The organism is Klebsiella sp. RCJ4 (assembly GCF_009025755.1).
GTDB classification, from domain to species: domain Bacteria; phylum Pseudomonadota; class Gammaproteobacteria; order Enterobacterales; family Enterobacteriaceae; genus Klebsiella; species Klebsiella michiganensis.
In genome coordinates, this window is sequence record NZ_WCIN01000041.1 from 313951 (window position 1) to 340421 (window position 26471).

The 26471-nt window shown below is 58.8% G+C and carries 24 protein-coding genes and 1 pseudogene; 11 read left to right on the forward strand and 14 right to left on the reverse strand.

Translation table 11 applies throughout. From position 1 onward, the window contains the following. The first annotated feature begins 280 nt into the window (after positions 1-280). From F8562_RS20405 to F8562_RS20425, 5 genes are read left to right on the forward strand one after another with little or no spacing between them, the layout of a single operon-like run. Complete coding sequence (locus tag F8562_RS20405; protein WP_004848379.1) at positions 281-688, forward strand: ExbD/TolR family protein; 408 nt, start codon at positions 281-283, stop codon at positions 686-688. A gap of 1 nt (position 689) precedes the next feature. Beyond that, positions 690-1433 carry an energy transducer TonB gene (locus tag F8562_RS20410; RefSeq protein ID WP_014837613.1) on the forward strand — a complete coding sequence of 248 codons (744 nt, stop codon included), beginning with the start codon at positions 690-692 and terminating at the stop codon, positions 1431-1433. Positions 1434-1467: 34 nt separating this feature from the next. Continuing rightward, a complete protein-coding gene (locus F8562_RS20415) occupies positions 1468-3708 on the forward strand; it encodes a TonB-dependent receptor family protein (RefSeq protein ID WP_014837614.1) in 2241 nt (746 codons plus the stop codon). 19 nt (positions 3709-3727) lie between these two features. Next, entirely contained in the window at positions 3728-4375 is a 648-nt protein-coding gene (locus F8562_RS20420) for a MotA/TolQ/ExbB proton channel family protein (protein WP_004137930.1), read from the forward strand. Then, entirely contained in the window at positions 4368-5618 is a 1251-nt protein-coding gene (locus F8562_RS20425) for a phospholipase D-like domain-containing protein (protein ID WP_014837615.1), read from the forward strand. Before F8562_RS20420 ends, F8562_RS20425 begins: the two co-directional genes overlap by 8 nt. Before the next feature lie 74 nt (positions 5619-5692). On the opposite strand, the gene copA is transcribed toward F8562_RS20425, so the two are convergent. Next, positions 5693-8194 carry a copper-exporting P-type ATPase CopA gene (copA, locus tag F8562_RS20430; RefSeq protein WP_014837616.1) on the reverse strand — a complete coding sequence of 834 codons (2502 nt, stop codon included), beginning with the start codon at positions 8192-8194 and terminating at the stop codon, positions 5693-5695. A gap of 106 nt (positions 8195-8300) precedes the next feature. Between copA and cueR the strand changes: the two genes are divergently transcribed. Next, the gene (gene cueR / locus F8562_RS20435) at positions 8301-8711 is read left to right on the forward strand and encodes a Cu(I)-responsive transcriptional regulator (protein WP_014228223.1); all 411 of its coding nucleotides are present in this window, start codon (positions 8301-8303) and stop codon (positions 8709-8711) included. On the opposite strand, the gene F8562_RS20440 is transcribed toward cueR, so the two are convergent. From F8562_RS20440 to F8562_RS20455, 4 genes are read right to left on the reverse strand one after another with little or no spacing between them, the layout of a single operon-like run. After that, positions 8708-9424 carry a DUF3142 domain-containing protein gene (locus tag F8562_RS20440; RefSeq protein ID WP_014228224.1) on the reverse strand — a complete coding sequence of 239 codons (717 nt, stop codon included), beginning with the start codon at positions 9422-9424 and terminating at the stop codon, positions 8708-8710. The two genes, cueR and F8562_RS20440, sit on opposite strands and share 4 nt — an antisense overlap. Then, on the reverse strand, positions 9394-11562 hold the full coding sequence (locus F8562_RS20445) for a hypothetical protein (RefSeq protein WP_014837617.1): 2169 nt from the start codon (positions 11560-11562) through the stop codon (positions 9394-9396). Before F8562_RS20445 ends, F8562_RS20440 begins: the two co-directional genes overlap by 31 nt. 21 nt (positions 11563-11583) lie before the next feature. Further along, positions 11584-12042 (reverse strand): NfeD family protein, encoded by a 459-nt coding sequence (locus tag F8562_RS20450; RefSeq protein ID WP_014228226.1) that lies wholly within the window; start codon positions 12040-12042, stop codon positions 11584-11586. Next, a complete protein-coding gene (locus tag F8562_RS20455) occupies positions 12039-12956 on the reverse strand; it encodes an SPFH domain-containing protein (protein WP_004129981.1) in 918 nt (305 codons plus the stop codon). Before F8562_RS20455 ends, F8562_RS20450 begins: the two co-directional genes overlap by 4 nt. 136 nt (positions 12957-13092) lie before the next feature. Between F8562_RS20455 and fetA the strand changes: the two genes are divergently transcribed. Both fetA and fetB read left to right on the forward strand, forming a co-directional pair. Next, entirely contained in the window at positions 13093-13773 is a 681-nt protein-coding gene (gene fetA, locus F8562_RS20460; protein WP_004848402.1) for an iron efflux ABC transporter ATP-binding subunit FetA, read from the forward strand. Then, on the forward strand, positions 13760-14542 hold the full coding sequence (gene fetB, locus F8562_RS20465; RefSeq protein WP_014228227.1) for an iron efflux ABC transporter permease subunit FetB: 783 nt from the start codon (positions 13760-13762) through the stop codon (positions 14540-14542). The genes fetA and fetB overlap by 14 nt, the downstream gene beginning before the upstream one ends. Before the next feature lie 108 nt (positions 14543-14650). On the opposite strand, the gene F8562_RS20470 is transcribed toward fetB, so the two are convergent. The 3 genes from F8562_RS20470 to tesA all read right to left on the reverse strand — a co-directional run bounded on the left by F8562_RS20470 (position 14651) and on the right by tesA (position 16989). Beyond that, positions 14651-15505 (reverse strand): co-chaperone YbbN, encoded by an 855-nt coding sequence (locus F8562_RS20470; RefSeq protein WP_014837618.1) that lies wholly within the window; start codon positions 15503-15505, stop codon positions 14651-14653. A gap of 61 nt (positions 15506-15566) precedes the next feature. Beyond that, the gene (locus F8562_RS20475; RefSeq protein WP_162140787.1) at positions 15567-16376 is read right to left on the reverse strand and encodes an SDR family oxidoreductase; all 810 of its coding nucleotides are present in this window, start codon (positions 16374-16376) and stop codon (positions 15567-15569) included. Beyond that, complete coding sequence (gene tesA / locus F8562_RS20480; RefSeq protein WP_014228230.1) at positions 16366-16989, reverse strand: multifunctional acyl-CoA thioesterase I/protease I/lysophospholipase L1; 624 nt, start codon at positions 16987-16989, stop codon at positions 16366-16368. Before tesA ends, F8562_RS20475 begins: the two co-directional genes overlap by 11 nt. Between tesA and ybbA the strand changes: the two genes are divergently transcribed. Both ybbA and ybbP read left to right on the forward strand, forming a co-directional pair. Beyond that, complete coding sequence (gene ybbA, locus F8562_RS20485; protein ID WP_014228231.1) at positions 16960-17646, forward strand: putative ABC transporter ATP-binding protein YbbA; 687 nt, start codon at positions 16960-16962, stop codon at positions 17644-17646. The two genes, tesA and ybbA, sit on opposite strands and share 30 nt — an antisense overlap. Further along, a complete protein-coding gene (gene ybbP / locus F8562_RS20490; RefSeq protein WP_042944475.1) occupies positions 17643-20060 on the forward strand; it encodes a putative ABC transporter permease subunit YbbP in 2418 nt (805 codons plus the stop codon). The genes ybbA and ybbP overlap by 4 nt, the downstream gene beginning before the upstream one ends. A gap of 123 nt (positions 20061-20183) precedes the next feature. Here ybbP and F8562_RS20495 read toward each other — a convergent pair whose 3' ends face one another. Then, complete coding sequence (locus tag F8562_RS20495; protein ID WP_014228233.1) at positions 20184-20492, reverse strand: monooxygenase; 309 nt, start codon at positions 20490-20492, stop codon at positions 20184-20186. A 209-nt stretch (positions 20493-20701) separates the two neighbouring features. Here F8562_RS20495 and F8562_RS20500 point away from each other — a divergent pair. Next, positions 20702-21846 (forward strand): annotated as a pseudogene (locus F8562_RS20500) (porin). 117 nt (positions 21847-21963) lie between these two features. Here the strand turns inward: F8562_RS20500 and mnmH are convergent. The 5 genes from mnmH to ppiB all read right to left on the reverse strand — a co-directional run bounded on the left by mnmH (position 21964) and on the right by ppiB (position 26325). After that, a complete protein-coding gene (mnmH, locus tag F8562_RS20505) occupies positions 21964-23043 on the reverse strand; it encodes a tRNA 2-selenouridine(34) synthase MnmH (RefSeq protein ID WP_014837622.1) in 1080 nt (359 codons plus the stop codon). Between the two features lie 205 nt (positions 23044-23248). Then, positions 23249-24316, reverse strand: a complete 1068-nt coding sequence (gene purK / locus F8562_RS20510) for a 5-(carboxyamino)imidazole ribonucleotide synthase (protein ID WP_014228235.1) — start codon at positions 24314-24316, stop codon at positions 23249-23251. Further along, complete coding sequence (gene purE / locus F8562_RS20515; protein WP_004130058.1) at positions 24313-24822, reverse strand: 5-(carboxyamino)imidazole ribonucleotide mutase; 510 nt, start codon at positions 24820-24822, stop codon at positions 24313-24315. The genes purK and purE overlap by 4 nt, the downstream gene beginning before the upstream one ends. Positions 24823-25104: 282 nt before the next feature. Further along, complete coding sequence (gene lpxH, locus F8562_RS20520) at positions 25105-25827, reverse strand: UDP-2,3-diacylglucosamine diphosphatase (RefSeq protein WP_094909197.1); 723 nt, start codon at positions 25825-25827, stop codon at positions 25105-25107. A gap of 3 nt (positions 25828-25830) precedes the next feature. Further along, positions 25831-26325 (reverse strand): peptidylprolyl isomerase B, encoded by a 495-nt coding sequence (ppiB, locus tag F8562_RS20525; RefSeq protein WP_004099775.1) that lies wholly within the window; start codon positions 26323-26325, stop codon positions 25831-25833. Between the last annotated feature and the right edge of the window lie 146 nt (positions 26326-26471).

Consider the following 26471-nt stretch of genomic DNA (forward strand, 5'->3'; position numbering starts at 1 on the left):
GCTGGGGCGCAAGGGGACTCAACGTGCGCGACGGAAGAGGCGATTTGCAATGTCACGAAAATAACAAAAAAATTTGATGTTCTCTTTTTCGTCATTTCTGTAATGGCGTTTTGAAATTAATTATCACTTAAAAAACAATGGAATGACTATTTATAACGTGAATGACTATGGTGTTTTTTTCTCAAATATTCCTCTGTTGTGATAATAAAATAAAAAATCTGTAACAAAAAATAAACAAAACGCTTCTATATTGGCCCCTTCAATTTTTGGGGGGAGTGACATGCGTAACTGGAGTGAGCCTAAAAAGAATAAAGCCCATATCGAGCTGATCCCGATGATCGATGTGATGATGTTTCTACTGGTTTTCTTTGTCCTGATTAGCCTGAATGTGATCCCGGCTCTGGGCTTGAAAACGCAGCTGCCGTCGGCCGGCAGCGCCCAACAGCTTAAACCGCAAAAAAAAGCCATTATCACCCTCGGCGCCGGCGACCAGCTGCAGCTTGATGGCCAGCCGCTGCCCCTGAATGCGCTGGTCAATACCCTGAAGCAACAGCAGCAGGAAAACCAAACCACCACCATTATCGTGAACAGCGATAAAGAGGTTGCGGTGGAACGCCTGATCGCCGTGATGGATACCCTGCGTCAGGGTGGTTTCTTCTCCATTTCCATTGCCACACGGAAGCAGTGATATGTATCTGCTTTATCGCTCACGTCACGTTGTTAGCTGGCTACCCGCTATTGTCGTCGCCGGATGTTTACTGTTTGTCAGCCAGCAGGCAGTGCTGCAGGTCAAACCGCATTACGACGATACGGTCATGGAACTGTCGCTGGCTGAACCCGAACCGCCGCAGCCGGAGCCTGTCCCGGAACCGCAGCCGGAAATACCGCCGCAAATTCAATCTGAGCCGGAACCGGAGGCGGCCGCTGAACCCGTCGTTCCTGCGCCAGAACCCATTATCCAGGCCAAACCGGTTGTTAAACCGAAAGCCAAACCCAGACCCAAACCGGTTGTGAAGGAAAAAGCGCCGAAACCGCAGGCGATCGCGGCTCCGCAGCCCGCCGCCGTTCGTAGTCCGGTGAGTAAACCGGCCCCGCCGCCTTCTCCCCCGGCGCCGAAGGCGAACGCGCAGGCGGTGGAAAACGGCTATCTGCAGGCGCTGCGCCGGGAGCTGGAGCAGCGCAAGCGCTACCCGAGCGGCCGTCAGGCTTCGCTGGAGCGCCCGCAGGGCAACGTGGAGGTCTGGCTGGAGGTTGACCGCAGCGGCAGGGTGCTGGCTTCCGGTATTGCCAGCAGGGCGCCGAACATGCTGCTCAATCGCGCTGCGCTTAGTTCCCTGCAAAGCATCAGCCAGCTGAAGCCCTTTCCTGAAGAGGCTTTTGCCGGACAAAGCAGCAAAAAATTTACCGCGACGTTTAATTACCAGGCGCCATAAGCCTAATTAATCATTTGTTTTTACAGGAAAAGAAATGAAAAACTTTAATTATTCTGGGATTGCGTTAGCCGTGGTGTCGACCCTGTTATCGGGGTCCTCGCTGGCGGCGGAAAGCAGCGACGTGGGGGAGATTAACGTTAAGGGGCAATCGCTCGGCGGCGGTCTGATGGTGCAGGAAGACAGCGGCAAAGCGCGTTCCACCCTGACCAAAGAGGCGATGGAAAAAGCCCCTGGCGCCAGCAACGCTATCGACATGCTGAAATATACGCCGGGAATGAACGTCAACAGCAATGACGCCAGCGGCCTGAGCGGTATCGACTACACCATGCGCGGGATGAACTCGGATCAGATCGGCCTGTCGATGGACGGCATCCCGATTAACGACTCGGGCAACTATGCGGTCTACCCCAACCTGCTGGGCGACGCGGAAAACCTTGAGCAGATCTTTGTCACCCAGGGCTCTTCCGAGGCTGACGGCCCGCATATTGGTTCCAGCGGCGGTAATATTGGCCTTGTGACAAAGCGTCCCTCAAAGGAGTTTGGCGGCTTCGTCAAACAAACGCTCGGCAGCCATAACCTCAGCAAAACTTTCGCTCGTCTGGAGACCGGGGAGTACAACGGTTTTAGCAACTGGCTCTCGTACTCACATACTGAAGCCAAAAAATGGCGCGGGGAGGGGCGTAATTATTCCGATAAGTTCGAAATGAACTCGCTGTACGAGGATGGCAACGGCAACAGCAGCAACCTGATCATGAAGTATAACCGTCAGGATAACAGCAACTATAACACCCTGAGTAAAGCGCAGTTCGAAGAAGACCCGCGTCAGGACTACTCGACCACCCCGGTCTACAACAGCAAAGGTCAGCTGAGCAAATATTACAAGCTGAACCGTAATCCGTTTGAAACCTTCACCCTCTCTTTTGCCCAGCGCTTACAGCTGCGCGATAACCTCGCGTTGACCGTTCAGCCCTATTACTACTGGGGTAACGGCGGCAGCTTTACCGGACAAACGGCCTCGGTGCTGTCCAATACGTCTGATACCGCCGGACAGTACGATCTCAGCAACCTGACTTCCAATACCTACTACCGGCCTTCGTGGACCCAGACCTGGCGGCCGGGCGTTACCACGAAATTGAAGTGGGATATTAACGACGAACACAGCCTGGATATTGGCTACTGGTACGAGCGCGCGCGTCAGTCGCAGACCCAGCCGTTTATTAGCATTCAGGACGATGGCAACCCGGCGAACGTTTCCGGCAAACCGGGCGGTTCCGATCAGGTTAAAGATGCGAACGGCAATACGGTACAGGGGCGTAACCAGTACACGGTGACTCCTGCGCACAAAGTATGGCTTCAGGACAGCTGGTTCGTGACGCCGGACTGGACGCTGGTGGGCGGGCTGGCTTATCAGTATGTTGAACGTAAAGGCGATAATAAAGGCAGCCTGTATAGCGCTGCGGAAAAACGCCAGGCGACCTACCATGAATTCCTGCCGAACTTTAGCATCAGCTATAAGCCGGATAGCGAAAATCAGCTGTTCTATAACCTGACGCGCAACATGCGTACGCCACCTAACTACGTGCTCTACAACGTCGGCGACTCGATCAGCACCAAACCTGAGCTGAGCTGGAACCACGAGCTGGGCTGGCGTTTTCAGCGCGAAGATATGCTGCTGAGCGCGACGCTCTTCTATATGCGCTATACCGACCGGCAGATTTCGACCACCAATGCGGATGGTGACTACGAAATGATGAACATCGGCAGCGTGGAGAGTAAAGGTCTGGAGCTGGAGTGGAGCGGTAAGCTGCCGTACAACTTCAACTACTACACCTCTTATACCTACACCCATTCCGAACAAAAAGACGACATTGTGAGCAACGGCGGACATCCGCTGCCAACGGCGGGCAAAACGGTGCCAAACGTACCGAAAAACATGCTTAACGCGTCGCTGGGCTATGACGATGGTCTCTACTACGGCAGCTTCGGCGGCAAATACGTCAGTTCGTTCTACGGCGATTTGACCAACGACGAAAAAATCGGCGGGCGCACGGTCTTTGATGTCGCCGCGGGCGTGCATCTGCCGGTGGATAAAAAGATTGTCAAAAGCGCCACCCTGCGCTTTGGCATCGATAACCTGTTCGATAAACAGTACCTGACCTCCGTCCGCTCGACGACTTTTAACGCGGCGGCTTACGACGGCGTGAAGGCCAGTACCCCGTACTACAACGTTGGCGAAGAGCGCACCTTTAGCGTCTCGCTGGAAGCCACCTTTTAATTAACCGGAGGGCACTCTGATGGATGCCAATCTGATTCACGATATTATTTTCTACGTTATGTACGCCGCGCTGGCGATCGCCGTGGTGATACTGGTTGAACGCGGCCTCTATTTTTCGTGGGCCCAGCGTCAGGCTTTGCGCTTTGAAAAGGCGCTGACGCCGGACGTTCGCCGCGCGTCGGATCTGCCGGAATCGCTGACCGGCCGCAGCAGCCTCCCGCTGACCCTCATTCTGCCGGTGCTGGAGAAAAAGCAGACGGCGGAAGACCGTGAGGCGATGAGCGATCTGATCGACGCTCAGTATCTGCTCAGCAAACCGCAGATGTCGCGTGGGCTGTGGATGCTTGAAACCGTTGTCACCGCCGCGCCGCTGCTGGGCCTGCTGGGGACGATCCTCGGTATTATGGATACCTTTAAGGCCCTTTCCGCCTCCGGCGTCTCCGATGCCAGCATGGTTTCTGCGGGTATGGGGACCGCCCTGTATGCCACCGGCCTGGGCATTGCTATTGCGCTGCTGTGCCTGGTGGGCAATAACTATTTGCAAAGCCGCATGGAGCGAATCAACGAACTGCTGAAGGTGCTGCTGATCCGCGCCGGCAGCCCGGTCAGCCGTCCGGAGCAGGGCGGCAAACGCTGGGAAGGCCACGAGGCGCAGCGCTATGCCTGAACATGGTCAATGCGGGTGGCCGGCAGGCCGCCTGATGAGCGCGCTGGCGGGGAGCTGGATGCTGTTAAGCCAGCCGCTATGGGCGGCGTTCTCTATACCCGGCTACGAGCTGGTGTATAACGCGCCGCAGGAAACCACCTTACAGGATAACGACTTACGTCATGCCGCCGAGGTCTGGCAGCAGATGTTCGATGCGGCACGCAGCCATATCGATCTGGCGCAGTTTTATGTGGCGAATGAAAAAGGCTCTCTGCTGGATGGGGTTCTGGCACGTCTGCGGGCCGCCGGGGAGCGTGGAGTAAAAATTCGTTTTCTGATGGAGGAGAAGGGCGTGGGCCTTTCAACGCCGGAAACGCTGACGGCGCTGAAAGCGATCCCGAACCTGGAATTGCGAGTGATTCCGTTCCATCGGCTGACCGGCGGTATTGTTCACGCCAAGTATCTGCTGGTGGATGGCAAAGAGGCTTTTGTCGGTAGCCAGAATTTTGACTGGCGGGCGCTGGAACAGATCCAGGAGACCGGTCTGCGCATCAGCGATCCGCAAACGGTGCAGCAGATTCAGGCTATTTTCGATCAGGACTGGCAGGTGCAAGCTCTGCTGGCGGAGAGTAAGCCGGTACCGAAGCCGGCGCGGCAGGCGGTAGCGTCGGCCCCGCAGGGCAATTATCTGGTTGCCAGCCCGCGCGATTATAACCCGAGCGGGGTGATTGATTCGCAGGTGGCGCTGCCGCGGCTGCTGGCGAGCGCCAAATCGCGGATCCGGGTGCAGGTGATGGACTATGCGCCGCTGGCGTGGGGAGAAAAGGGGAGCCGGCCCTTTTATGCGCCCATTGATAACGCTCTGCGCAGCGCGGCGGCCCGCGGCGTACAGGTGGAGCTGATGGTGGCGAACTGGAACCTGAAAAAGCCGGAGGTATTCTGGCTGAAGAGTCTCTCTCTGGTGCCAAACGTTCAGCTAAAAGTGGTGACCATACCTCCCGCCAGCCGGGGGTTTATCCCCTTTGCCAGGGTGGTACACAGTAAGCTGATGACCATCGACGGTACGACGGCGTGGGTCGGAACCAGCAACTGGAGCGGAGGCTATTTCGATAACTCACGCAACCTTGAGCTGGTGCTGAATAATGCGTCGATGGCCGCGCGCGTGGACGCGCTTTACAGCCAGCTGTGGAATAGCCGCTATGCGGCGCCGATCAAGGTCGATTTTGATTATCCGGTTCCGCATCCTGGCCGCGAGTTCGAATAGATAAATCGGCTGAGGCTTCCCCTCTCCCGAAGGGGGAGAGGGGAAGCCTGTTTTCGTCCTCGCCAGAGGCTGCCTTATGCTTTGGGCTTATAGCGCAGCAGGCGGTTGGCGTTGCTCACGACGGTAATCGAAGAGAGCGCCATGGCCGCGCCCGCCACCACCGGGTTGAGCAGCGTTCCGGTCAGCGGCCACAGGATCCCGGCGGCAATCGGAATGCCCAGCGAGTTATAAACAAATGCCCCCAGCAGGTTCTGCTTCATATTACGCAGCGTGGCTTTGGCGATGTCCAGCGCATCGGCAACGCCGTTCAGGCTATGGCGCATCAGGGTAATCGCCGCCGTCTCAATGGCGACATCGCTGCCGCCGCCCATGGCGATCCCCACATCGGCCTGCGCCAGCGCGGGCGCATCGTTGATACCGTCGCCGATCATCGCCACCTGATGCCCTTCGCTTTGCAGGCGCTTAATCGCATCGGCTTTACCGTCCGGCAGCACCCCGGCAATCACCTCATCAATGCCCGCCTCTTTGGCGATAGCGTTGGCGGTGGTTGGGTTATCGCCGGTCAGCATCACCAGACGATAACCCTGGCGGTGCAGCCTGGCTAATGCCGCCACGCTATCTTCGCGCAGCGGATCGCGGATGGCGAACAGCGCCGCCGCCTGACCATCTACCGCCAGCAGCACCGGCGTGGCACCCTGTGACGCCTGGGCGGTCATGTCGTCTTCTATTTCAGCCGTTGCAATCTTGTGCTCATTAAGCAGCGCCTGGTTGCCGAGCAGCAGACGGCGGCCTTCGGCTTCGCCGCTGACCCCCAGCCCGCGCAGGGTGCGGAAGTTTTCTACCGCAGGCAGGCGTTGGTCCGCGGCTTTGTCGAGAATGGCGCGCGCCAGCGGGTGGCTGGAACCTTGCTCCAGAGACGCCGCCAGACGTAGAGCGGTGGACTCATCCATGGCGGTAAAGGTTTTTATCGCCACCACCTGCGGTTTACCCTCGGTCAGGGTACCGGTTTTATCAAAGACCAGCGTATCGAGAGTGCTGGCGCGCTGCAGCGCATCGGCGTCGCGCACCAGTACGCCGTACTCCGCCGCGCGGCCCACGCCGGAGATAATCGACATCGGCGTTGCCAGCCCCAGGGCGCACGGACAGGCGATAATCAGCACCGTGGTGGCGATCACCAGGGTATAGACAATTTGCGGCGCCGGGCCAAAAAAGTACCAGATCGCGGCGCTGAACAGGGCTATCGCCACAACCGCCGGGACGAACACGGCGGAGATTTTGTCCGCCAGCTGGCCGATTTCAGGTTTACTGCTCTGCGCCTGGCGCACCATGCGGATAATGCGCGCCAGGGTGGTTTGACTGCCGACGGCGCTGGCGGTAAACAGTACGCTGCCGTCCTGCACTACGGTCCCGGCATGAACGGCGTCACCGTCGCCTTTTTGCTGCGGCACCGGCTCGCCGGTGAGCATCGCTTCATCGAACCAGGCTTCGCCCTGGCTAATGACGCCGTCGACCGGTACGCGATCGCCGGTGGTCAGACGCAGGATCATTCCCGCCTGAACCTCAGCCAGCGGCAGATCTTTTTCGCCTTCGTCGGTGACCACCCTCGCTGACGGCGGGGTTAAATCGAGCAGTTTTTCCAGCGCTTTCGAAGAGCGCTGGCGCGCGCGGGCTTCCAGCATATGGCCGAGGTTAATCAGACCGATAATCATCGCGCTGGCTTCATAATAAAGGTGGCGGGCTTCCATCGGAAACCACTGCGGCCACAGGTTGACGCTCATTGAATAGAGCCAGGCGACGCCGGTACCCAGCGCCACCAGAGTATCCATGGTCGCGGTGCCGTTTTTCAGGCTTTTCCACGCGCTGCGGTAGAAATGGCCGCCGGCAAAGACCATCACCGCCAGGGTGACAACACCGATAGCCAGCCACAGGGCGCGGTTATCATCGCTGACCATCATATTGTCGCCGATCATTCCCCAGCCCATGACCGGGATACCGACCAGCAGGGCGACGATAGCCTGCCAGCGGAAGCGCTTCATTGTGGCGACGGCGGTTTCCTGCTGGCGCTCGCGGCGTTCGAGGTCGTCTTCGATAGCTTCCGCGCCGTAGCCCGCTTTCTCTACGGCCTGGACTAATTCTGCGGCGGACGCGCTGCCCATCACCAGCGCAGTGCGTTCCGCCAGGTTGACCCGCGCCTGCGAGACGCCCGGCACCGCGGCGAGCGCGTGTTGTACCCGGGATACGCAGCTGGCGCAGCTCATGCCGTTGATTAACAGCTGCTGGCTGTCATCTTCGTCACGGGCTGCCGGAAGCTCAGAGGTGGCCGCTGTCAGCGCTTCCGGCGGGATTGATGATTCTGCCAGCGGTTTAGCCTTTGGGTGGCTGAGCTCCGCGCCGTATCCGGCCTGTTTAATGGTCTCAATCAGCGCTTCCGCGCTGGCGCTGCCCGTGACGTGGGCTTCGGTAACGGTGACTTCCGCCTGCTCAACGTCGGGACGCTGCTCCAGACTCTCTTTCACCCGTTTAACGCAGTGACCGCAGGAGAGGCCATCAAGCGTGAGGTCGATAGTGGTAGACATACATAACTCCTGAATAAATTTCCGGTTAATGATTGACCGAACACACTCTTTCATCGAGTATTAACAAGGTTAAACCTTCCAGCAAGGGGAAGGTCAAGGGGGAAAGATGAATATTAGCGATGTGGCGAAAAAGACCGGCTTAACCAGCAAAGCGATCCGTTTTTACGAGGAGAAGGGGCTGGTGACGCCGCCGCTGCGTAGCGAAAACGGCTACCGCAGCTACAGCCAGCAGCATCTGGATGAACTGACCTTGCTGCGCCAGGCGCGCCAGGTGGGGTTTAATCTGGAAGAGTGTCGCGAGCTGATATTCCTGTTCAACGATCCCTCGCGGCACAGCGCCGACGTGAAACGGCGGACGCTGGAGAAAGTCGCGGAAATTGAGCGGCATATCAGCGAGCTGCAGGGCATGCGTACGCAGCTGCTGGCGCTGGCGGACTCCTGCCCCGGCGATGACAGCGCGGATTGCCCGATCATCGATAATCTCTCAGGCTGCTGTCACCGCAAGGCGCAGGCTTAACGCCGCGCCGGGTTGAGCATAAAGACCACCGTGCCGCGGTAGTAGGGGGAGTCATTCAGCTGCATTTCCGCCTGCCGATCGCGTTTGCCGTTTTGCACCAGCCCGAGTTTGAACGGGATACGCAGCCGGCTAAGCGCGGGGAGATAGTCCTGATAATTCGCCACCGTGCGGCGTCCTTGATAGCTTTGTACCACCAGTTCATCAACCGCAAGCGCGTTCAGTGTGGCAATATCGCCGGTTTTAGCCCAGTCCAGCAGGCCCGTTACCCCCAGCGCGAACTCTGGCGGCAGCTGCTGGCGTAGCTGTTGCAAAAACTGGGCGTAGTCGGCGAGCTGATATGTGGCTGCGTCAAAATCAACCTGCAGACCAACCACCTGATTGCCAGCCGCCCGCCAGCGCTGCATCAGGCGTACGATCCGCGGCACAATCGTCTGCGGTACATCAAGTGTGGTAAACCGGACGGTAAGCCAGATTGCGGGAAACGTCAGGCGGCTGACCGGCAGGCCGAGGCGCTGGAATATGACCTCGCCCGCGCGCGTCAGCACCTCGCCCTGATGCAGATATACCGTCTGCGCGTTCTGCAGATCGTTGCTGGCTTTCACCCCGGACCACAGCCAGAAGGCGGAATGCTGGCGCGCATCCACGCGCTCCGCCGCCTGCGCTGACCCGGACAGCAGCGCGATTACCAGTAATATTTGAGTTTTTGCGCCCACGGGCTTCCCGGATACTGCGTTTTCAACTGCGTGAACCAGCCCTTACGCTGCAGTTTTTCGACATCTTCGCCGCCGCATTCGTTGCTACCGGAGGGGGCGTAACAGAGAATCGCCCGATAGAGCGCATAGCTTTTATCTTCCGGCTCCGCTTTCGGCGAGGTGATAATCTGCTGGTAATAGCGTTGGCGATCGTACTGTCCCAGAGGCTGCTGGCGGTTGATGGCGGCCTCGAGCATATCGTTGCCGGCGTGGTCTTTCCACAGATCAACATGCGTCTGCGTGGTGCGGAAGAACTCGCCCAGGCAGTTAAGCCCGTGGGCATCGTCGGCGTTTTTACTGAGCACGGTGACGGTGTCATCCAGGCTGCGGCAGGCATAACCGGCTTCGGTCGCCTCGCCATCCCAGTCGAAGCTGCTAAGGTTGACGTCGTTAAAGGCCTCGCTGATTACCGGCTGGGTAATGGCGGTGGCGAGCTTTTTGTCTTTCAGCCAGTCGCCGAAACGATTTTCCGTGAGATCCCGCACCAGCAGCGTATGCAGAGCGATAGTACGTTCTTCATTATTGGGACCGTTGGCCGCCTGTTGGCGTAGCAGTTCAGGCGAGGCCTGGGTTTTCAGCACTCGGGAGCGAAAGCGTAGATTGGTCACCGGGCTATCGGCGGCAAAGATAGCCGCCGCGTTACCGCTGTAGACCAGCGTTGCCGCCAGTTTTGCCTGGATATACTGCTGTTGCTCGGGATTTTGGCTAAGTTGTAGCAGCTGCTGCCAAAAAGAGCGCGCCGCGGGCCACTGTGTTTGTCCCATTAGCGCTTCGCCGTAGAGGACCTGTTCGCTGAAGGCGAGAATATCATTCGCCGGCAGCGTTTTCGCCGGCGTGACAGCCTGCAGGATGGCGGCATCGTTGTCCGTCGCGCTCCACAGCTGCAGCTGCAGGTCGCGCCACAGCGGCAGATTTCTGCTCTTCTCAAACGCCGCTTTGCTGGCGTCAAGCTGTGCCTGGGTTAAGGTTGGCTTATTGTCAGCATTCAGGCGCAGGGCGCGGAGAAGTTCGACATAGCTGACCTGCGGCGCGTCCGGGAATGCTGCCAGAACGGGCTGCGCGTAGAACGGCATGCCGAAGACATTATCATATTCGCTCACCAGTCTACGCAGTTCCCCGGCGTCGGCAGCCTGCCGAAAGGCCTGCTCATAGAGTCCGGCCAGCTGCGGCCACGCCTGCAGATACCAGTTAATGCGGCGCAGCATATTGCGCGCGGAGTCGGCATAAAGCCCTGCGGGCCAGCGTTGCAAATAGGCTTGAGCTTCTTTTTGCGCCTGTGCGGCATCATCACGATTGATCCGCGCAATATCAAAATCGCCGTACTGCCCGACGCTGTTCTGGCTACTTTTGTTGAGCGCCGTGCGCATCAGCATATATTGCGCGGTCTCGGTCAGCCAGGGCTGCTGACTCTCCAGCAACAGGGTGAAATCGTGGGTCGCGGCGGTGTAATTGCCGCCATAGAAGTGGGCGATGCCGGAAAGGTAATAAGCGAATAAGTCGGCGTCCGCATCTGCCGGGAAGCTATTGAGGATATCAGCGACTGCGGTGATATTGGCGCCATAAAACAGTTTCAGCCGCGCCAGCGCCAGGTCATGACGCTGCTGCGGGGTCACAGAGGGCGCGGCGAGCAGGGCGGCGTTGAACTGGCTGACGGCGGCAAGGGTGTTGCTGACAAAGCGGTTTTCCAGTTCATAGTCGGATGTTCCCAGCCGTTCAGCCGAATTGGCCGGCATGATCTGCGCCGGATCGATATTCAGCGCCGCCATTTGTTGGATGAAGGTTTCATCTTCGCGTTGCGCCGGCGGCGCGGGAGGCGGCGGCGCGCTATCCCACTCAGGATGCCAGGCGAAGTAAACATCGCGGGTACGGCTGACATCAGCGGGAATGGCCTGAACGGGCAGGGCGAAAGATTTCGCTTCGCTCAGCAGGCGCAGCAAGTTGTCCCGCGAGTCATTTCCCGGTGTCAGTACAGGTTCGCCTTTTAGCAGGCATAGCGGGTCGCTCCACGAGCAATCTTCGATATCAGCAGAAGCATATGCCTGAGCGGCTGCCGCGAGCAGGGCGCAGAGCGAAAGGGTAAACGTTGTCTTCCTGACCATGACGGATGTCCTGTGGCGTGATTATTGTGATACGACTCTTATATGTAGGGTTATGCCTTCGATGGCGACCACTTCAACCTTGCTGCCCGCAGCGAGGTCGTCATCGGCAATGACCGGCCATGAACTGTCGCCCACGCGGACGTGTCCGCGGCCGTTAACCAGCGCCGTTTCCAGCGTAAAGCGGCGGCCAAGCAGCTGCTGCCCGCGCTGATTAAGCTGAGCATCCGCCGGCTTCTGGCGCTTAACGCGGTTACGCAGCCAGCGCGACCACAGCCAGGCCGCCAGCAGGGTCAGGACGGCAAACAGCGTACCCTGCCACTCCCAGCTCAACGGCAGCATCCAGACCAGCAGCCCGGTTACGACGCCGGCAATGCCGCTCCACAGCAGATAACCGTTGCCGCCGAGCATTTCCGCCGCCAGCAGCAGCCCGCCGAGGCTGAGCCAGAAAATATGCGGGTGGGCGAGAATCAGCGCGATCATGATTTTTTCTGCGCGCCAGCGCCTTCTTTAAGCAGCTCGCCGATCCCGGCGATGGAGCCCATCAGGCTGCTGGCGTCGAGCGGCATCAGCACCACTTTACTGTTGTTGGCCGCGCCAATTTGCTGCAGCGCATCGGTATATTTCTGCGCGACAAAGTAGTTGATGGCCTGAATGTCGCCGGAGGCGATAGCGGATGAGACCATCTGCGTAGCGCGCGCTTCCGCTTCCGCGGAACGTTCGCGCGCCTCTGCCTGTAAAAACGCCGACTGACGCTCGCCTTCGGCTTTGAGGATCTGCGACTGCTTCTCGCCCTCGGCTTTTAAAATTTCCGCCTGACGTATCCCTTCGGCCTCAAGAATATAGGCGCGCTTGGTGCGCTCGGCTTTCATCTGGGCGTTCATGGAGGCGATAAGCTCCGCCGGCGGGCGTACGTCGCGGATCTCAACGCGGGTGATTTTGATGCCCCACGGGTTGGTCGCTTCATCGACAATATGCAGCAGGCGGGTGTTGATGCTGTCGCGCTGGGAGAGCATTTCGTCCAGCTCCATGGAGCCCAGCACGGTACGAATGTTGGTCATGGTCAGGTTGATAATCGCCAGCTCGAGGTTGCTGACTTCATAGGCGGCTTTCGGCGCGTCGATGACCTGAATAAAGCACACCGCATCAATGGTGACGTTGGCGTTATCGCGCGAAATCACCTCCTGCGAAGGGATATCGAGCACCTGCTCCATCATATTAATTTTGCGCCCGATACGATCCATAAAGGGCACCACCAGGCTCATCCCCGGCTGCAGCGTTTGCGTATAGCGGCCAAAGCGCTCTACCGTCCACTGGTAGCCCTGAGGAACGATTTTTACCGCCGCTCCGACGATAACCAGCGCGACGAAAATAAGAATGGGGATAAAAATCAGCATCAAAAACCTCCTGTCTTGTTGCCTGTTGATGCGCCGGGAGAGTGGCGCGCGTTTAACCAGAGTATATCTTTCCGCGCATCCGGGTGAAAGAAAAGTGGAGTAAACTAGAGGCGTTGTCGAAAAACTGGGAATAATAATGACCGAAAGTAACGCTATTTTGCGCCTGGACAATGTGGGTTTTCAGGCCGATGGAGTGACCATCCTTAATGAGATGAGTTTTCAGCTCAGGGCAGGGGAATTTAAGCTGATTACCGGCCCTTCCGGCTGCGGAAAAAGCACGTTATTAAAAATAATCGCTTCGCTGCTGAGCCCCACCGCGGGAAGCATTTTCTTCGCCGGTAAAAACATTAATGACTTAACGCCGGAAACCTATCGTCAGCAGGTTTCCTACTGCGCGCAAACCCCGGCGCTGTTCGGCGATTCAGTGTATGACAACCTGGTCTTCCCGTGGCAGATCCGTCATCAACAGCCGGATCCCAACGCGCTGGTCGCCGATCTGCTGCGCTTCGGGCTGGCGGAGAATACGCTGGAAAAGTCAATCAATGAACTTTCGGGCGGGGAAAAGCAGCGCGTTTCGTTGATTCGCAATCTGCAGTTTTTACCGCAGGTGCTGCTGCTCGATGAAATTACCAGCGCGCTGGACGAGAGCAATAAAAAAAACGTGAATGAGATTATCCATCGCTACACGACCGAAAAAAATATTGCCGTTCTGTGGGTCACTCACGATAGCAATGAAATTGCCCATGCGGATGAAGTGATTACCCTAAAGCCTGCCGGCGGAAAAGCGCAGGAGGAGAAAAAAAATGAACGGGCATAATATTACTAACGAATCGCTGGCGCTTTCCATGGTTCTGGTGCTGGTGGCGATCGTGGTCAGCTACCGGGAAAAGCTGGCGCTGGAAAAAGATATTATCTGGAGTATCTGCCGGGCGATTGTGCAACTGATTATCGTCGGCTACGTGCTGAAATATATCTTTAACGTTAATCACGCCGTGCTGACGCTGCTGATGGTGCTGTTTATCTGCTTTAACGCGGCGTGGAATGCGAAAAAGCGCAGCAAATATATCGATAAAGCCTTTCTTTCTTCGTTTATCGCGATAACCACCGGCGCCGGATTAACCCTGGCGGTGCTGGTTTTTTCCGGATCGATTGCGTTTGTGCCGATGCAGGTGATTCCGATTGCCGGGATGGTGGCCGGTAACGCGATGGTGGCGGTCGGGCTGTGCTACAACAACATGGGGCAGCGTTTCAGCAGCGAGCAGCAGCAGATCCAGGAGAAGCTGAGCCTGGGCGCGACGCCGAAGATGGCTTCCGCAAGGCTTATCCGCGATAGCATTCGCGCCGCGCTGATCCCGACGGTAGATTCGGCGAAAACGGTGGGGCTGGTGAGCCTGCCGGGGATGATGTCGGGGCTGATTTTCGCCGGGATTGATCCGGTAAAAGCGATTAAGTACCAGATTATGGTGACGTTTATGCTGCTGTCGACCGCCAGCCTGTCAACGATTATCGCCGGGTATCTGACCTACCTGAAGTTCTTTAATGCTCGCCATCAGCTGGTGGTGACGCAGCTGAAAAAACGCGCGTAAGTTTTTTCCCCGGAGGCGGCGCTGAACGCGCCTGTCCGGGCTACCGTCCCGCTGACGGCGGGGAACCTGTAGCCCGGCTAAGCGCAGCGCGAGCCGGGTTTTTTACGATTAATAAAGCAGAGAGTAGAGCTGGCGGCGGTACTTCGCGGCCAGCGCGTCGCCGGTGCCGAGGGCGGAGAGGATCTCCTGCAGCAGCTTGCGAACCTCGCCGTTTCCGGCGCCTAAATCTTTTTGCAGATGGCTGAACAGCAGCGCCAGCGCCTCTTCGTTACGCCCAACCTGATGCAGCTGTAATGCCAGCTGGGAGGCCAGCGCCGCGTCTTCCGGGTTCTGCTCTACCTGCTGCTGCAGTTGCTGAATTTCCGGCGTGTCGGCGGCTTTTTTCAGCAGCTCGATCTGCGCCACCAGTCCCTGATAGCGGGTATCCTGATCCTGCAGCGGCACGGTTTTCAGCACCGTTTCCGCTTCATCGGAACGGTGGAGGGCAATCAGCGTTTCCGCCAGCAGCAGGCCAATCTGGCTCTCCTGGTTCGACAGCTGCCAGGCATCTTTCAGCAGCGGCAGCGCTTCGGCGTAGTTCTCTTCCTCCATCAGCGCCAGCGCCTGCTGCGCTTTGAGCTCCTCTTCGCGCGGCAGGAACTTATCCAGCAGCGCGCGCACCGCTTCTTCCGGCTGCGGGCCTTCGAAGCCGTCGACCGGCTGACCGTTCTGGAACAGGTAAACCGTAGGGATTGCGCGCAGGCCAAACTGCGAAGCCAGCATTTGTTCGGCATCGCAGTCAACTTTAGCGAGGGTAAACAGGCCGTTGTACTGGGTGGCGAGGCTCTCCAGTACCGGCGTCAGCTGCTCGCAATGTTGGCTGCGCGCGGACCAGAAATAGAACAGCACCGGCGTTGTCGCGGACTGCTGTAGCGTCTGGTGTAGGTTAGCTTCGGTAATATTGACAATATTCTGTGCGGACATGAGCAAGTCTCTTTAATCGATATTTGTATAGATATATGGGGGCGACGGCAGGCGCTTCAACTTAGCCCTGGATAATTTTGTCCATCGCGCGGGTCGGCAGCAGGCGTTTCAGCAGGGCGACCGCATGCGCCACCAGAGTGACCGGGTAGCGCAGCTTCGGTTTATCGCTGACAAAAGCATGGCGCACTTTTTCCACCACCGCTTCCGGCCCGAGAGTAAAGCGGGCGGCGATGCCGGGGTTTTCCACCGGCTTATCGGTCTGGGTCTGGTTGACGTTGTTGGTGAAGCGGGTGTGGATCGGGCCCGGCTCAATCAGGATGACCTTAATTCCGCTGTGGCGCAGCTCCATGCGCAGCGCGTCTGACCAGGCTTCCAGCGCGAATTTGCTGGCGGCATAGGCGCCGCGGCCGGGACTGGAGATAATTCCCATCACCGATGAGGTCATCACAATACGCCCTTCGCCGTGCGGCTCCATCGCCGGAAGCAGCAGCATCGTTAGCTGATGGACGCCGAAAAAGTTGGCGGAAAACTGCTGCTCCATCTGCTGGCGGCTGATGGTCGGCAGCGGGCCGTAGACGCCGTAGCCCGCGTTGTTAAACAGGCCGTACAGGCGGTTGTCGGTCAGGGCAATCACCTCGGCGGCGGCGCGTTCAACGCTCTGCGGATCGTCAAGATCCAGCAACACACCGGTCAGCCCCAGCTCCTGCATCCGTGCGACATCTTCCGCTTTGCGGCAGGCGGCCAGCACGTTAAAGCTCTGGCGCTTTAAATCAAGGGCGCTTTCAAGACCAATTCCGCTGGAACATCCTGTAACTAAAACCGATTTTTGCATAACTTTACCTGCAAATGACTCGCTGTTATCAGGAGTCATGATTAACTAAGGGAGCCAAACGCGTCGCCATCCAGTCGGCGATAAACGGCTGGGCGTCGCGATTAGGGTGAATTCCATCGTCCTGCATCCACTGCGGTTTCAGATAAACCTCTTCCATAAAAAAGGGCAGCAGAGGAATATCAAACTCTTTGGCCAGTGCCGGATAAATTGCGCTAAAGGCTTCATTATAACGGCGGCCATAGTTGGCGGGCAGGCGAATTTGCATCAGCAGCGGCTGGGCGTTCGCCGCTTTGATATGCTCAATAATGGTACGCAGCGTCTGCTCCGTCTGCTGCGGCGGGAAACCGCGCAGCCCGTCGTTACCGCCCAGCTCTACCAGCACCCAGCGCGGCTGATGCTGCTTAAGCAGAGCCGGCAGCCTTGCCAGCCCCTGCTGCGAGGTATCGCCGCTGATGCTGGCGTTAACCACCGGCGTTTTGGTCTGCCACTTATCGTTAAGCAGCGCAGGCCAGGCGGTATTGCCCGCCATGCGATAACCGGCGCTCAGACTGTCGCCGAGAACCAACAGCGTGTCGGCCGCCATCGCGCGGCAGGTAAACAGGACCAGAAACAGGAAAGGCAAATGCCAGCGGAAAACATACTTGAAGTTCATCGTCTTAAGAAATCCGTCGGTCAGGGTGAGCATCAGCTTTCCATCCTTACCGGAGTTGAGCTGGTTGTCAAACAGGGGCAGACCATCGCCCTGATTGGCGAGTCGGGGTCCGGTAAATCGACGCTGCTGGCGATCCTCGCCGGGCTGGACGACGGCAGCAGCGGGGAGGTTTCGCTGCTCGGACAGCCGCTGCACCAGATGGACGAAGAGGCGCGGGCGAAGCTGCGCGCTAAGCACGTCGGCTTTGTGTTTCAATCTTTTATGCTGATACCCACCCTCAATGCGCTGGAAAACGTTGAGCTTCCGGCGCTGCTGCGCGGCGAAAGCGATAGCCAGAGCCGCGGCAGCGCCCGGGCGCTGCTGGAGCAGCTGGGGCTGGGCAAACGCCTGCATCACCTGCCGGTACAGCTCTCCGGCGGCGAGCAGCAGCGGGTCGCGCTGGCGCGCGCGTTTAACGGCCGCCCGGAGCTGCTGTTCGCCGATGAACCCACCGGCAACCTCGACCGTCACACCGGGGATAAAATCGCCGACCTGCTGTTCTCGCTGAACCGCGAGCACGGCACCACGCTGATCCTCGTCACCCACGACCCGCTGCTGGCGGCGCGCTGCGACCGACGGCTGAGGCTGGTGGATGGCCAGCTGCGGGAGGAAGCATGATCGCCCGCTGGTTCTGGCGCGAATGGCGCTCGCCGTCGCTGCTGATCGTCTGGCTGGCGCTGAGCCTGGCGGTGGCCTGCGTGCTGGCGCTGGGCTCGATAAGCGACCGCATGGAGAAAGGACTCAGCCAGCAGAGCCGGGAATTTATGGCCGGCGACCGCACGCTGCGCAGCTCGCGCGAAGTCCCGGGCGCATGGATTGACGAAGCGCGTCGCCTTGGTTTAACCGTCGGCGAACAGCTGAGCTTCGCCACTATGACGTTTTCCGGCGATACGCCGCAGCTGGCGGACGTCAAAGCGGTTGACGACACCTATCCGCTATATGGTCAGCTGCAGACCCAGCCGCCGGGGCTGAAGCCGCACGCCGGCACCGTGCTGCTGGCGCCGCGATTAATGGCGCTGCTGAATCTGAAAACCGGCGACACCATCGACGTGGGCGACGCCACGCTGCGCATTGCCGGCGAGGTGATACAGGAGCCGGATGCCGGATTTAACCCCTTCCAGATGGCGCCGCGGCTGATGATGAATACCGCAGACGTGGCGAAAACCGGCGCGGTGCAGCCCGGGAGCCGCGTCTCCTGGCGCTATAAGTATGCCGGAACCCCGCAGCAGCTGGCGGACTACGAAAAGTGGCTGCTGCCGAAGCTGGGGCCTGAACATCGCTGGATCGGCCTGGAGCAGGATGACAGCGCGCTGGGTAAATCGCTGGAGCGCTCGCAGCAGTTTTTGCTGCTGTCGGCGCTGTTAACGCTGCTGCTGGCGGTCGCCGCGGTGGCGGTGGCGATGAGCCACTACTGCCGCAGTCGTTACGATCTGGTGGCGATCCTTAAAACCCTCGGCGCCGGGCGGGCGCAGCTGCGCAAGCTGATTGTCGGCCAGTGGCTGATGCTGCTGGCGCTGGCGGTGGTCGCCGGCGGGGCGATGGGCGTCGGGCTGGAGCATATTCTGCTGCTGATGCTTAAGCCGGTGCTCCCGGCGGCGCTGCCGGCGGCGAGCGGCTGGCCGTGGCTGTGGGCGATCGGCGCGATGGTGGTGATTTCCCTGCTGGTCGGACTGCGTCCTTATAGACTGCTGCTGGCGACGCTGCCGCTGCGGGTGCTGCGCCAGGATGTCGTCGCCAACGTCTGGCCGCTGACGTTCTATATTCCAGTGGTGTGCGCGGTGGTGGTAGCCCTGCTGGCGCTGCTGATGGGCGGCAGCCCCCTGCTATGGGCGGTGCTGGCGGGCGCCGTGGTGCTGGCGCTGCTGTGCGGCCTGGCGGGATGGGGCGTTCTGTGGCTACTGAAGCGTTTGACGTTAAAAGCGCTGCCGCTGCGCCTGGCGGTGAACCGTCTGCTGCGCCAGCCGTGGTCGACCCTGAGCCAGCTGGCGGCCTTTTCGCTGTCGTTTATGCTGCTGGCGCTGCTGCTGGTGCTGCGCGGCGATCTGCTTGACCGCTGGCAGCAGCAGCTGCCGCCGGAAAGTCCTAACTATTTCCTGATTAACATTGCGCCGGAGCAGGTGGTACCGGTGAAAACCTTCCTCGCCGAACATCAGACCCGCGCCACCGAGTTCTACCCCATCGTGCGCGCCCGCCTGACGCAAATTAACGGTCAGGTGACGGAGGGCAATAAAGATGAAGCCCTGAACCGGGAGCTTAACCTCACCTGGAGCCGCGAGCGTCCGGATCATAATCCGCTGGTTGCCGGTAGCTGGCCGCCGAAGGCGGGCGAGGTGTCGATTGAAGAGGGGCTGGCGCAGCGTCTGGGCGTCAAGCTCGGCGATAGCGTGACCTTTACCGGGGATACTCAGGATTTTAGCGCGAAGGTGTCCAGCGTGCGTAAAGTCGACTGGGAGAGCCTGCGGCCGAACTTCTTCTTTATCTTCCCGCAGGGGGCGCTCGACGGCCAGCCGCAAAGCTGGCTGACCAGCTTCCGCTGGGATAACGGCAACGGGATGCTCACACAGCTCAACCGCGAATTCCCCACCGTCAGCCTGCTGGATATCGGCGCGATTTTGCAGCAGATTGGCCAGGTGCTGACCCAGGTAAGCCGCGCGCTTGAGGTGATGGTGATTCTGGTGACCGCCTGCGGCGTTTTGCTGCTGCTGGCGCAGGTACAGGTCGGGATGCGTCAGCGTTATCAGGAGCTGGTGGTCTGGCGCACGCTGGGGGCCGGGAAGTCTCTGCTGCGCACCACGCTGTGGGCGGAGTTCGCGCTGCTGGGCGTGGTGTCCGGCGTCGTGGCGGCGATTGGCGCTGAGGTGGCGCTGGCGCTGCTGCAAAGCAAAATTTTTGACTTCCCGTGGTCTCCGGACTGGCGGCTGTGGGTGATGCTGCCGCTGTGCGGGGCGATACTGCTGTCGCTGTGCGGCGGCTGGCTGGGGCTGCGTCTGCTGAAAGGTAAGGCGCTGTTCCGCCAGTTTAGTCAGGGATAGGGTTAGCTATGTAGCCCGGGTAAGGCGTTATCCGCCACCCGGGGGTTTCACTGTATGCGGGAAAGTAGCCCGGGTAAGGCGTCAGCCGCAACCCGGGGGGTTACCCGGTACGGATGCGCGTTGCTATTGCAGATGACCGTGGTTCAGCGCGGTGAGCGGCTCATTAACATCGAAAATTTTGCAGATAACCTCGTTTACGCCGAGAGATTTCAGACGCGCGGTGTGCTTGTTGAGATAAGCGAGCGCGGTTTCTTCATTCGCAAAAAGATAGATCCCGCCCGCCTCCTGATTTTTTTCGCTTTCCGTCCAGACCTTCCAGATAAAACCCGGCTCCTGATTGATGGACTCGGCCAGCTCCACGAGCTGACGGGACATCTCGCTGCCGAAGGGACCGTTAAAGGCAAAGTGCAGCTGCAGTAGTTTTTTCGACATACTTCCTCCATGGATGATGTTTGCGCGGTAATAGACCATTTTAATGACATGGCGATGAAAAGATAACCACAGTTTTTTTAACGGCACAAAATGGTAAGTCACTGATTTTTAATCGCACGAAACATTAAAAACTCAACAACACGCCATACTCGAACGCAGTTAATATTCAACTGGCAAATATAAGGTTGCTTATTAATCAAGGAAAAAGTATGGCACATAAAATAAAAGCGCTGGCGATAACGATCGGCGCAGCCCTGGCGTTAACCTCTTTTGCATCCCAGGCGGAAATTACGCTTTTAAAACAAGATCCGCAGGCGGGCGATCCGTTAAGCCGGCTTAATTTCACCGTCGGCGGGAGCATCCGTCCCCAGTTCAACATGATGTCCGGCGACGGAGACAAAGGCTCTTATAAACGTAACGGTTTCGATGGCGGTACCCGTTTCCGCTTCGCCGCCGACTACTATCTGTTCGATGATATTAGCTGGATCAGCTACTACGAGCTGGGCGTCAATATTCCGGCGCTTTTCGACTGGGATAACCACTACGCCGAAGGCGCGAATAACACCAGCCGCCGTATGCTCTATACCGGCCTGAAAAGCGATACCTGGGGGACGTTAACCTACGGTCAGCAGAACAGCGTTTATTACGACGTGGTCGGGGTAAAAACCGATATCTGGGATTACGACATGATAGGCCAGGCGCCGGGTAACGGCATCAACGGCGACTACGATGGCTCCTACCGCTCACGCAATATGCTGAAATATAAGAAAACCGTTGGCGATGTCGATCTTTACGCCTCTTATCTGTTTGAGGACAGCGAATATCTGCCGGGCAACGGCCTGCGCTACAAGCGTAAAGGCGGCGGCTCCATCGGCGCCGATTACCACATCATGAAGGATTTGACCTGGGGCGCAGCGTGGAACTATACCCGCGCCGATATGCGTAACCCCTCCAGTTCAGACAGCAAATCATACGATCAGAATATCGTCGGTACCGCGTTAGCTGGACGCCGGATAACTGGACCTTCTCCTTCGGCGGCGGCTGGTATCAGAACTTCCTGACCACCAAAAAAACCGATGTTCATAACTACTTCGCGGGCGATGCCTGGGGTATTGAGTACTTTGCCGGTTATAAATTCCCGATTGGTCAGTATGCGGTGAAATCTATTCAGCCGTACTTTATGGGCGACCGCCTGCAGTACGTGAACGGCCGCAACTATCAGAGGATTGATAACGGCGTCGGCGTGAGCTTCCAGCTGGATTATGGTTTCCGCGTTGACTATGAACACGTCTTCACGTCGAGCACCGACAACCTGGGCGATATGAACCTGGTGCGTCTGCGCTACGACTTCTAAGCGCTGACACTTCCCCGGTGACGCTGCGCTTACCGGGGCTACAGGTTTATCGCCGTCTGCGGACCCGTAGCCCGGCTAAGGCGTTTACGCCGCAAGCCGGGACAGGAGAGAATGTGATTACTCCGCCAGCCAGGCGGCGACGTCCTGCCAACTGCCGCGAAAAATAATCTTCTCCGCTTTTTTGCCGAGCTGGTAGCGGTACATCGGATCGTAATACTCGTTCAGCAGGGGAACCAGCCAGCTGAAGTGGGCTTCGGTGCTGGCGGTTCGCTGCTGCTCATGCAGGGCTTCATCAAGCCGGGCGGTGAGCTGGGCAAAACGCTGTAACCCGAGGCGGCGGCGGATTGCGAACAGACCATGATGCAGATATTCGCTATACGCCTGCCAGCCTTGCTCTTCGCCGTAGGCCGCCAGGTAATCATGATGCATGCGCGCAAAATACTCTTCCCGCAGCCGTTCAAGACGGACAGCGAACGGATCTTCCACCACCGCCAGCGGCGACTGCGCCATGCGAAGGCGCATGCACTCCGGCAGGTGATTGGCGCCAATCATATGCCCCTCATCCTCCAGCACCCAGCGCGTCTGCTGCCCTGACTTTTTGAGCATTGCCACGGCCAGGTGATTTTCAAAGGTTGCCTGCTGATGCTGCTCCTGCAGGGTTCGGCCAAATGAAGAGCCGCGGTGATGGGCGAGCCCTTCGAGATCGATACCGTCCGGTTGAGCGCCGACCAGCTGGGTTTTACCGTTACCGGTACAGCCGCCGATCAGCACGATAGGGCGCTGCACCAGCTCTTCGGTTAGCTGTATCGCCGCCTGGCGCAGCGCTTTGTAGCCGCCGACGATCAGCGGGTAATCCACGCCCGCTTCCTTCAGCCACTGCTGGACGATATGCGAACGCTGGCCGCCGCGAGCGCAGCACAGGTAGCCCTCGGGATAGCGCGCGCAGGCCTCTTTCCAGGCGGCGAGGCGGCGGGCGCGAATCTCGCCGTTGACCAGTTGATGGCCCAGCGCGAGGGCGGCGACCGGCCCCTGACGCTTATAGCAGGTGCCGACGGCGGCGCGCTCGTCATCGTTCATCAGCGGCAGGTTGATCGCCGCGGGCATGGCGCTTTGCCTGAATTCAACCGGGGCGCGTACGTCAATCAGCGGCGTATCGCTGGCGAGAATCTGCCGAATATTCTGTGGTACTAATTCCATCATTTAAACCGTTAAGCCATTCAGACGCGTCGCTCGACGCGATAATTCCTCTATTGTACGCGGTGAGCGCCCTGCTGAATTGATTTTTCACGGTGTATCGCTGAATAGCGTCAGGAATGGCTGGATTTAAGCATCCGTGGGGCTGGCAAGTTGGGTAGCCCGGCTAAGGCGCAGCGCGCCGCAAGCCGGGATAAAGGAGAGAGGATTACGCCAGCTGCGCCTGCGCCCAGAAGATACCGCTGGCATATTCCGGCGGCAGCAGCGGCTTCAGCGCTTCCAGCGTCGCGCTCAGGCGGTCGGTATCGCTGTCGGTCAGGTTCAGGTGGCCGACTTTACGACCCGGACGTACCTCTTTGTCGTACCAGTGCAGATGCACCAGCGGCAGCTTCAGCCAGTCATAGTTCAGATCGGTACCGATCAGGTTGATCATCACCGACGGGCTGTTTACCACCGGCGGCGGCAGCGGCAGATCGGTAATCGCCCGCAGATGCAGCTCGAACTGGCTAATGGAGGCGCCGTTTTGCGTCCAGTGGCCGCTGTTGTGCACGCGAGGCGCCAGTTCGTTAATCAGCAGGCCATCAGCGGTGACGAAACACTCCATCGCCATCACGCCAACGTAGCCCAGCTCATGCATGATCGCCGACAGCATCTGCTCCGCCTGCGCCTGCTGGCGGGCATTGGCCTGCGGAAAAGCGACGCTGGCGCGTAAAATACCGTCCTGATGCAGGTTGCGGGTCAGAGGATAGAAGACCGTGCTGCCGTCCCGGGCGCGAGCGCCGACCAGCGACACCTCGCCGGAGAAGTTAATGCCCTGCTCAACGATACACTCGCCGTAGTTATCCTCCGGCAGCTGCGCGGTTTCATTTTCCCGCAAACGCCACTGGCCGCGGCCATCGTAGCCGCCGACGCGGCGCTTAACGATAGCCAGCTCCCCGAGGCGGGCGAATACCGCAGGCCATTCGCTTTTATCCGCCAGAAGCTGCCACGGCGCGGTGGCGAGCGCCAGCTTATCGAACAACTGCTTTTGCGTCAGGCGGTCGGCGATTATCGGGAAAACGTCGCGGTTAACGAAGGCGGAATGACGCGCCAGCTCGCGGGTCAGCGCCGTTTCCGGCCAGCGTTCAATCTCTGCGGTAATCACGCTTTGCTGTACCGGCACCGCTTCCGGGTCGGCTTCCAGACCGACCGGCCAGACCGCAATACCCAGCGGCTCGCCGGCCTGGCGCAGCATCCGGCCTAGCTGGCCGTTGCCGAGAACGCAAACCTGCTTCATGCCGCACCCCGCGGATCCGGGTTATCCAGCACGTCATCGGTTTGCGCCTGACGCCAGGCGCTGAGGCGCTGGTGCAGTTCCGCATCGTGCTGGGCGAGGATCTGCGCCGCCAGCAGGGCAGCGTTGGCGGCCCCGGCTTTGCCGATGGCCAGCGTACCCACCGGGATGCCGCGCGGCATCTGGACGATGGAGTAGAGGCTGTCTACGCCGCTCAGCGCCGCGCTCTGAACCGGCACGCCTAACACCGGCACCAGCGTTTTCGCCGCAATCATGCCCGGCAGGTGCGCCGCGCCGCCGGCACCGGCAATAATCACCTGAAAACCGTTTTCTTCCGCGCCTTCGGCGAAGCTGAACAGTTTATCGGGCGTGCGGTGGGCGGAGACCACTTCGACATGGTACGGAACGTTCAGGGCATCAAGGATTTCTGCGGTAAACTGCATGGTAGCCCAGTCGCTTTTGGACCCCATCACGATGGCGATACGCGCCGAATTATTGCGGGAAGACATGCGTCTTAAAACTCCTGTGGGTGTGTTTCACACTGCTTTAGAGGCCACAGAGAATAGCATGAACTCCCGGCAAGGAAAACGGTTGCGTGCGCATGGCCAGCCGCCTTTGTGTTGTCGGTATTCGATGAAACGCGCCGGTTATGAGCGGGCAAAAAGTAAAACCAGCCCCCGTCCCCGGGTCAGCATAAGAATGCCCATCACCAGCAGGTAGATTTGCACAACGCGCTCATCGTGCGGCCCGGATAAATCGCGGAAAATAAAGAATCAGCCCTTGCCGGGGGGCTAGAAAGGAAAATGAATCAGCTCAACGTCTTCTGGCGTCACTTTGACCATAGAGCCCTGGCTATGCCAGGCGCCGAGCACCACGCGGTACGCGGTTTGGCCGTTGGCTTCTAGCGGGTGGACGGCGGGGCGGTGCGTATGCCCGTGAATCAGCCACTGAACGCGATGTTTCTCCATGACGTCAACGACCGCCAGGGGATTCACATCCATAATTTCCATCGACTTGCTGCTGTTGGCCGCTTTGCTGTCGGCGCGCATTCTGGCGGCGATACGGCGGCGGATAAACAGCGGCAGGGCCAGAAACAGGCGCTGGATCCAGGGATTGTGAACTTTCGCGCGAAACGCCAGATAGCCTGCATCGTCGGTGCAGAGGGTGTCGCCGTGCATAATCAGCACCTTGCGCCCGTAGAGGTCGAGAAGCTTCTCTTCCGGCAGCAGGGTCATCGCGCTTTCGCGGGCAAAGCGCTTGCCGACGAGAAAGTCGCGGTTGCCGTGAAGGAAGTAGCAGGGGACGCCGGAATCGGCCAGCGCTTTGAGCGCTGCGGCGATTTGCCGATGCAGCGGGTTAGGATCGTCATCGCCGATCCAGGCTTCAAAGAGATCGCCGAGGATATACAGGGCGTCCGCCCTGCGGGCTTCCCCCTGTAAAAAGCGCAGAAAACCGGCGGTAATCGCCGGTTCTTCCGTTTGCAGATGCAAATCCGCAATAAAAAGTGTCGCCACGAATTATTCGCTAACGGTGACGCTTTTGATCACAACATCTTCTTTCGGCACATCCTGGTGCATGCCGCTGCGGCCGGTGGCGACCGCTTTGATTTTGTCGACCACGTCCATCCCTTCAACGACTTCTGCGAATACGCAGTAGCCCCAACCCTGCAGGCTTTCGCCGGAGAAGTTTAGGAAGTCGTTATCGGCGACGTTGATGAAGAACTGCGCGGTGGCGGAGTGGGGCGCCTGAGTACGGGCCATCGCCAGCGTACCGCGGGTGTTTTTCAGACCGTTGTTCGCTTCGTTCTGAATAGGAGATTTGGTGGTTTTCTGATTCATGCCCGGCTCAAAACCGCCGCCCTGAATCATAAAACCGTTGATTACACGGTGGAAAATAGTGTTGTCGTAGAAACCTTCACGACAGTAGTCCAGGAAGTTTTTAACTGTTTCCGGCGCTTTGTCGTCAAACGTCTTGATTACGATATCGCCATGATTGGTGTGGAAAGTAACCATTTTTGCATCCTGTTCCGATGATTGTGGTGCCTGCACCCGGAGTCGGGTGAGATATAGGGGGCTGTTATAGCATAACCGCGGGGTTGGATCACCTTGCAATGTGTGCTGCTTCGGGGTTGAATTAAGGTTAGAATACGCGACTTATA

Excerpts from the sequence above, each read along its gene's own strand:
- F8562_RS20405 (WP_004848379.1), top strand. The coding sequence starts at position 281 with ATGCGTAACTGGAGTGAGCCTAAAAAGAATAAAGCCCATATCGAGCTG.
- F8562_RS20410 (WP_014837613.1), top strand. The coding sequence starts at position 690 with ATGTATCTGCTTTATCGCTCACGTCACGTTGTTAGCTGGCTACCCGCT.
- F8562_RS20415 (WP_014837614.1), top strand. The coding sequence starts at position 1,468 with ATGAAAAACTTTAATTATTCTGGGATTGCGTTAGCCGTGGTGTCGACC.
- F8562_RS20420 (WP_004137930.1), top strand. The coding sequence starts at position 3,728 with ATGGATGCCAATCTGATTCACGATATTATTTTCTACGTTATGTACGCC.
- F8562_RS20425 (WP_014837615.1), top strand. The coding sequence starts at position 4,368 with ATGCCTGAACATGGTCAATGCGGGTGGCCGGCAGGCCGCCTGATGAGC.
- copA (WP_014837616.1), bottom strand. The coding sequence starts at position 8,194 with ATGTCTACCACTATCGACCTCACGCTTGATGGCCTCTCCTGCGGTCAC.
- cueR (WP_014228223.1), top strand. The coding sequence starts at position 8,301 with ATGAATATTAGCGATGTGGCGAAAAAGACCGGCTTAACCAGCAAAGCG.
- F8562_RS20445 (WP_014837617.1), bottom strand. The coding sequence starts at position 11,562 with ATGGTCAGGAAGACAACGTTTACCCTTTCGCTCTGCGCCCTGCTCGCG.
- F8562_RS20450 (WP_014228226.1), bottom strand. The coding sequence starts at position 12,042 with ATGATCGCGCTGATTCTCGCCCACCCGCATATTTTCTGGCTCAGCCTC.
- F8562_RS20455 (WP_004129981.1), bottom strand. The coding sequence starts at position 12,956 with ATGCTGATTTTTATCCCCATTCTTATTTTCGTCGCGCTGGTTATCGTC.
- fetA (WP_004848402.1), top strand. The coding sequence starts at position 13,093 with ATGACCGAAAGTAACGCTATTTTGCGCCTGGACAATGTGGGTTTTCAG.
- fetB (WP_014228227.1), top strand. The coding sequence starts at position 13,760 with ATGAACGGGCATAATATTACTAACGAATCGCTGGCGCTTTCCATGGTT.
- F8562_RS20470 (WP_014837618.1), bottom strand. The coding sequence starts at position 15,505 with ATGTCCGCACAGAATATTGTCAATATTACCGAAGCTAACCTACACCAG.
- F8562_RS20475 (WP_162140787.1), bottom strand. The coding sequence starts at position 16,376 with ATGACTCCTGATAACAGCGAGTCATTTGCAGGTAAAGTTATGCAAAAA.
- ybbA (WP_014228231.1), top strand. The coding sequence starts at position 16,960 with ATGCCAGCGGAAAACATACTTGAAGTTCATCGTCTTAAGAAATCCGTC.
- tesA (WP_014228230.1), bottom strand. The coding sequence starts at position 16,989 with ATGAACTTCAAGTATGTTTTCCGCTGGCATTTGCCTTTCCTGTTTCTG.
- ybbP (WP_042944475.1), top strand. The coding sequence starts at position 17,643 with ATGATCGCCCGCTGGTTCTGGCGCGAATGGCGCTCGCCGTCGCTGCTG.
- F8562_RS20495 (WP_014228233.1), bottom strand. The coding sequence starts at position 20,492 with ATGTCGAAAAAACTACTGCAGCTGCACTTTGCCTTTAACGGTCCCTTC.
- mnmH (WP_014837622.1), bottom strand. The coding sequence starts at position 23,043 with ATGGAATTAGTACCACAGAATATTCGGCAGATTCTCGCCAGCGATACG.
- purK (WP_014228235.1), bottom strand. The coding sequence starts at position 24,316 with ATGAAGCAGGTTTGCGTTCTCGGCAACGGCCAGCTAGGCCGGATGCTG.
- purE (WP_004130058.1), bottom strand. The coding sequence starts at position 24,822 with ATGTCTTCCCGCAATAATTCGGCGCGTATCGCCATCGTGATGGGGTCC.
- ppiB (WP_004099775.1), bottom strand. The coding sequence starts at position 26,325 with ATGGTTACTTTCCACACCAATCATGGCGATATCGTAATCAAGACGTTT.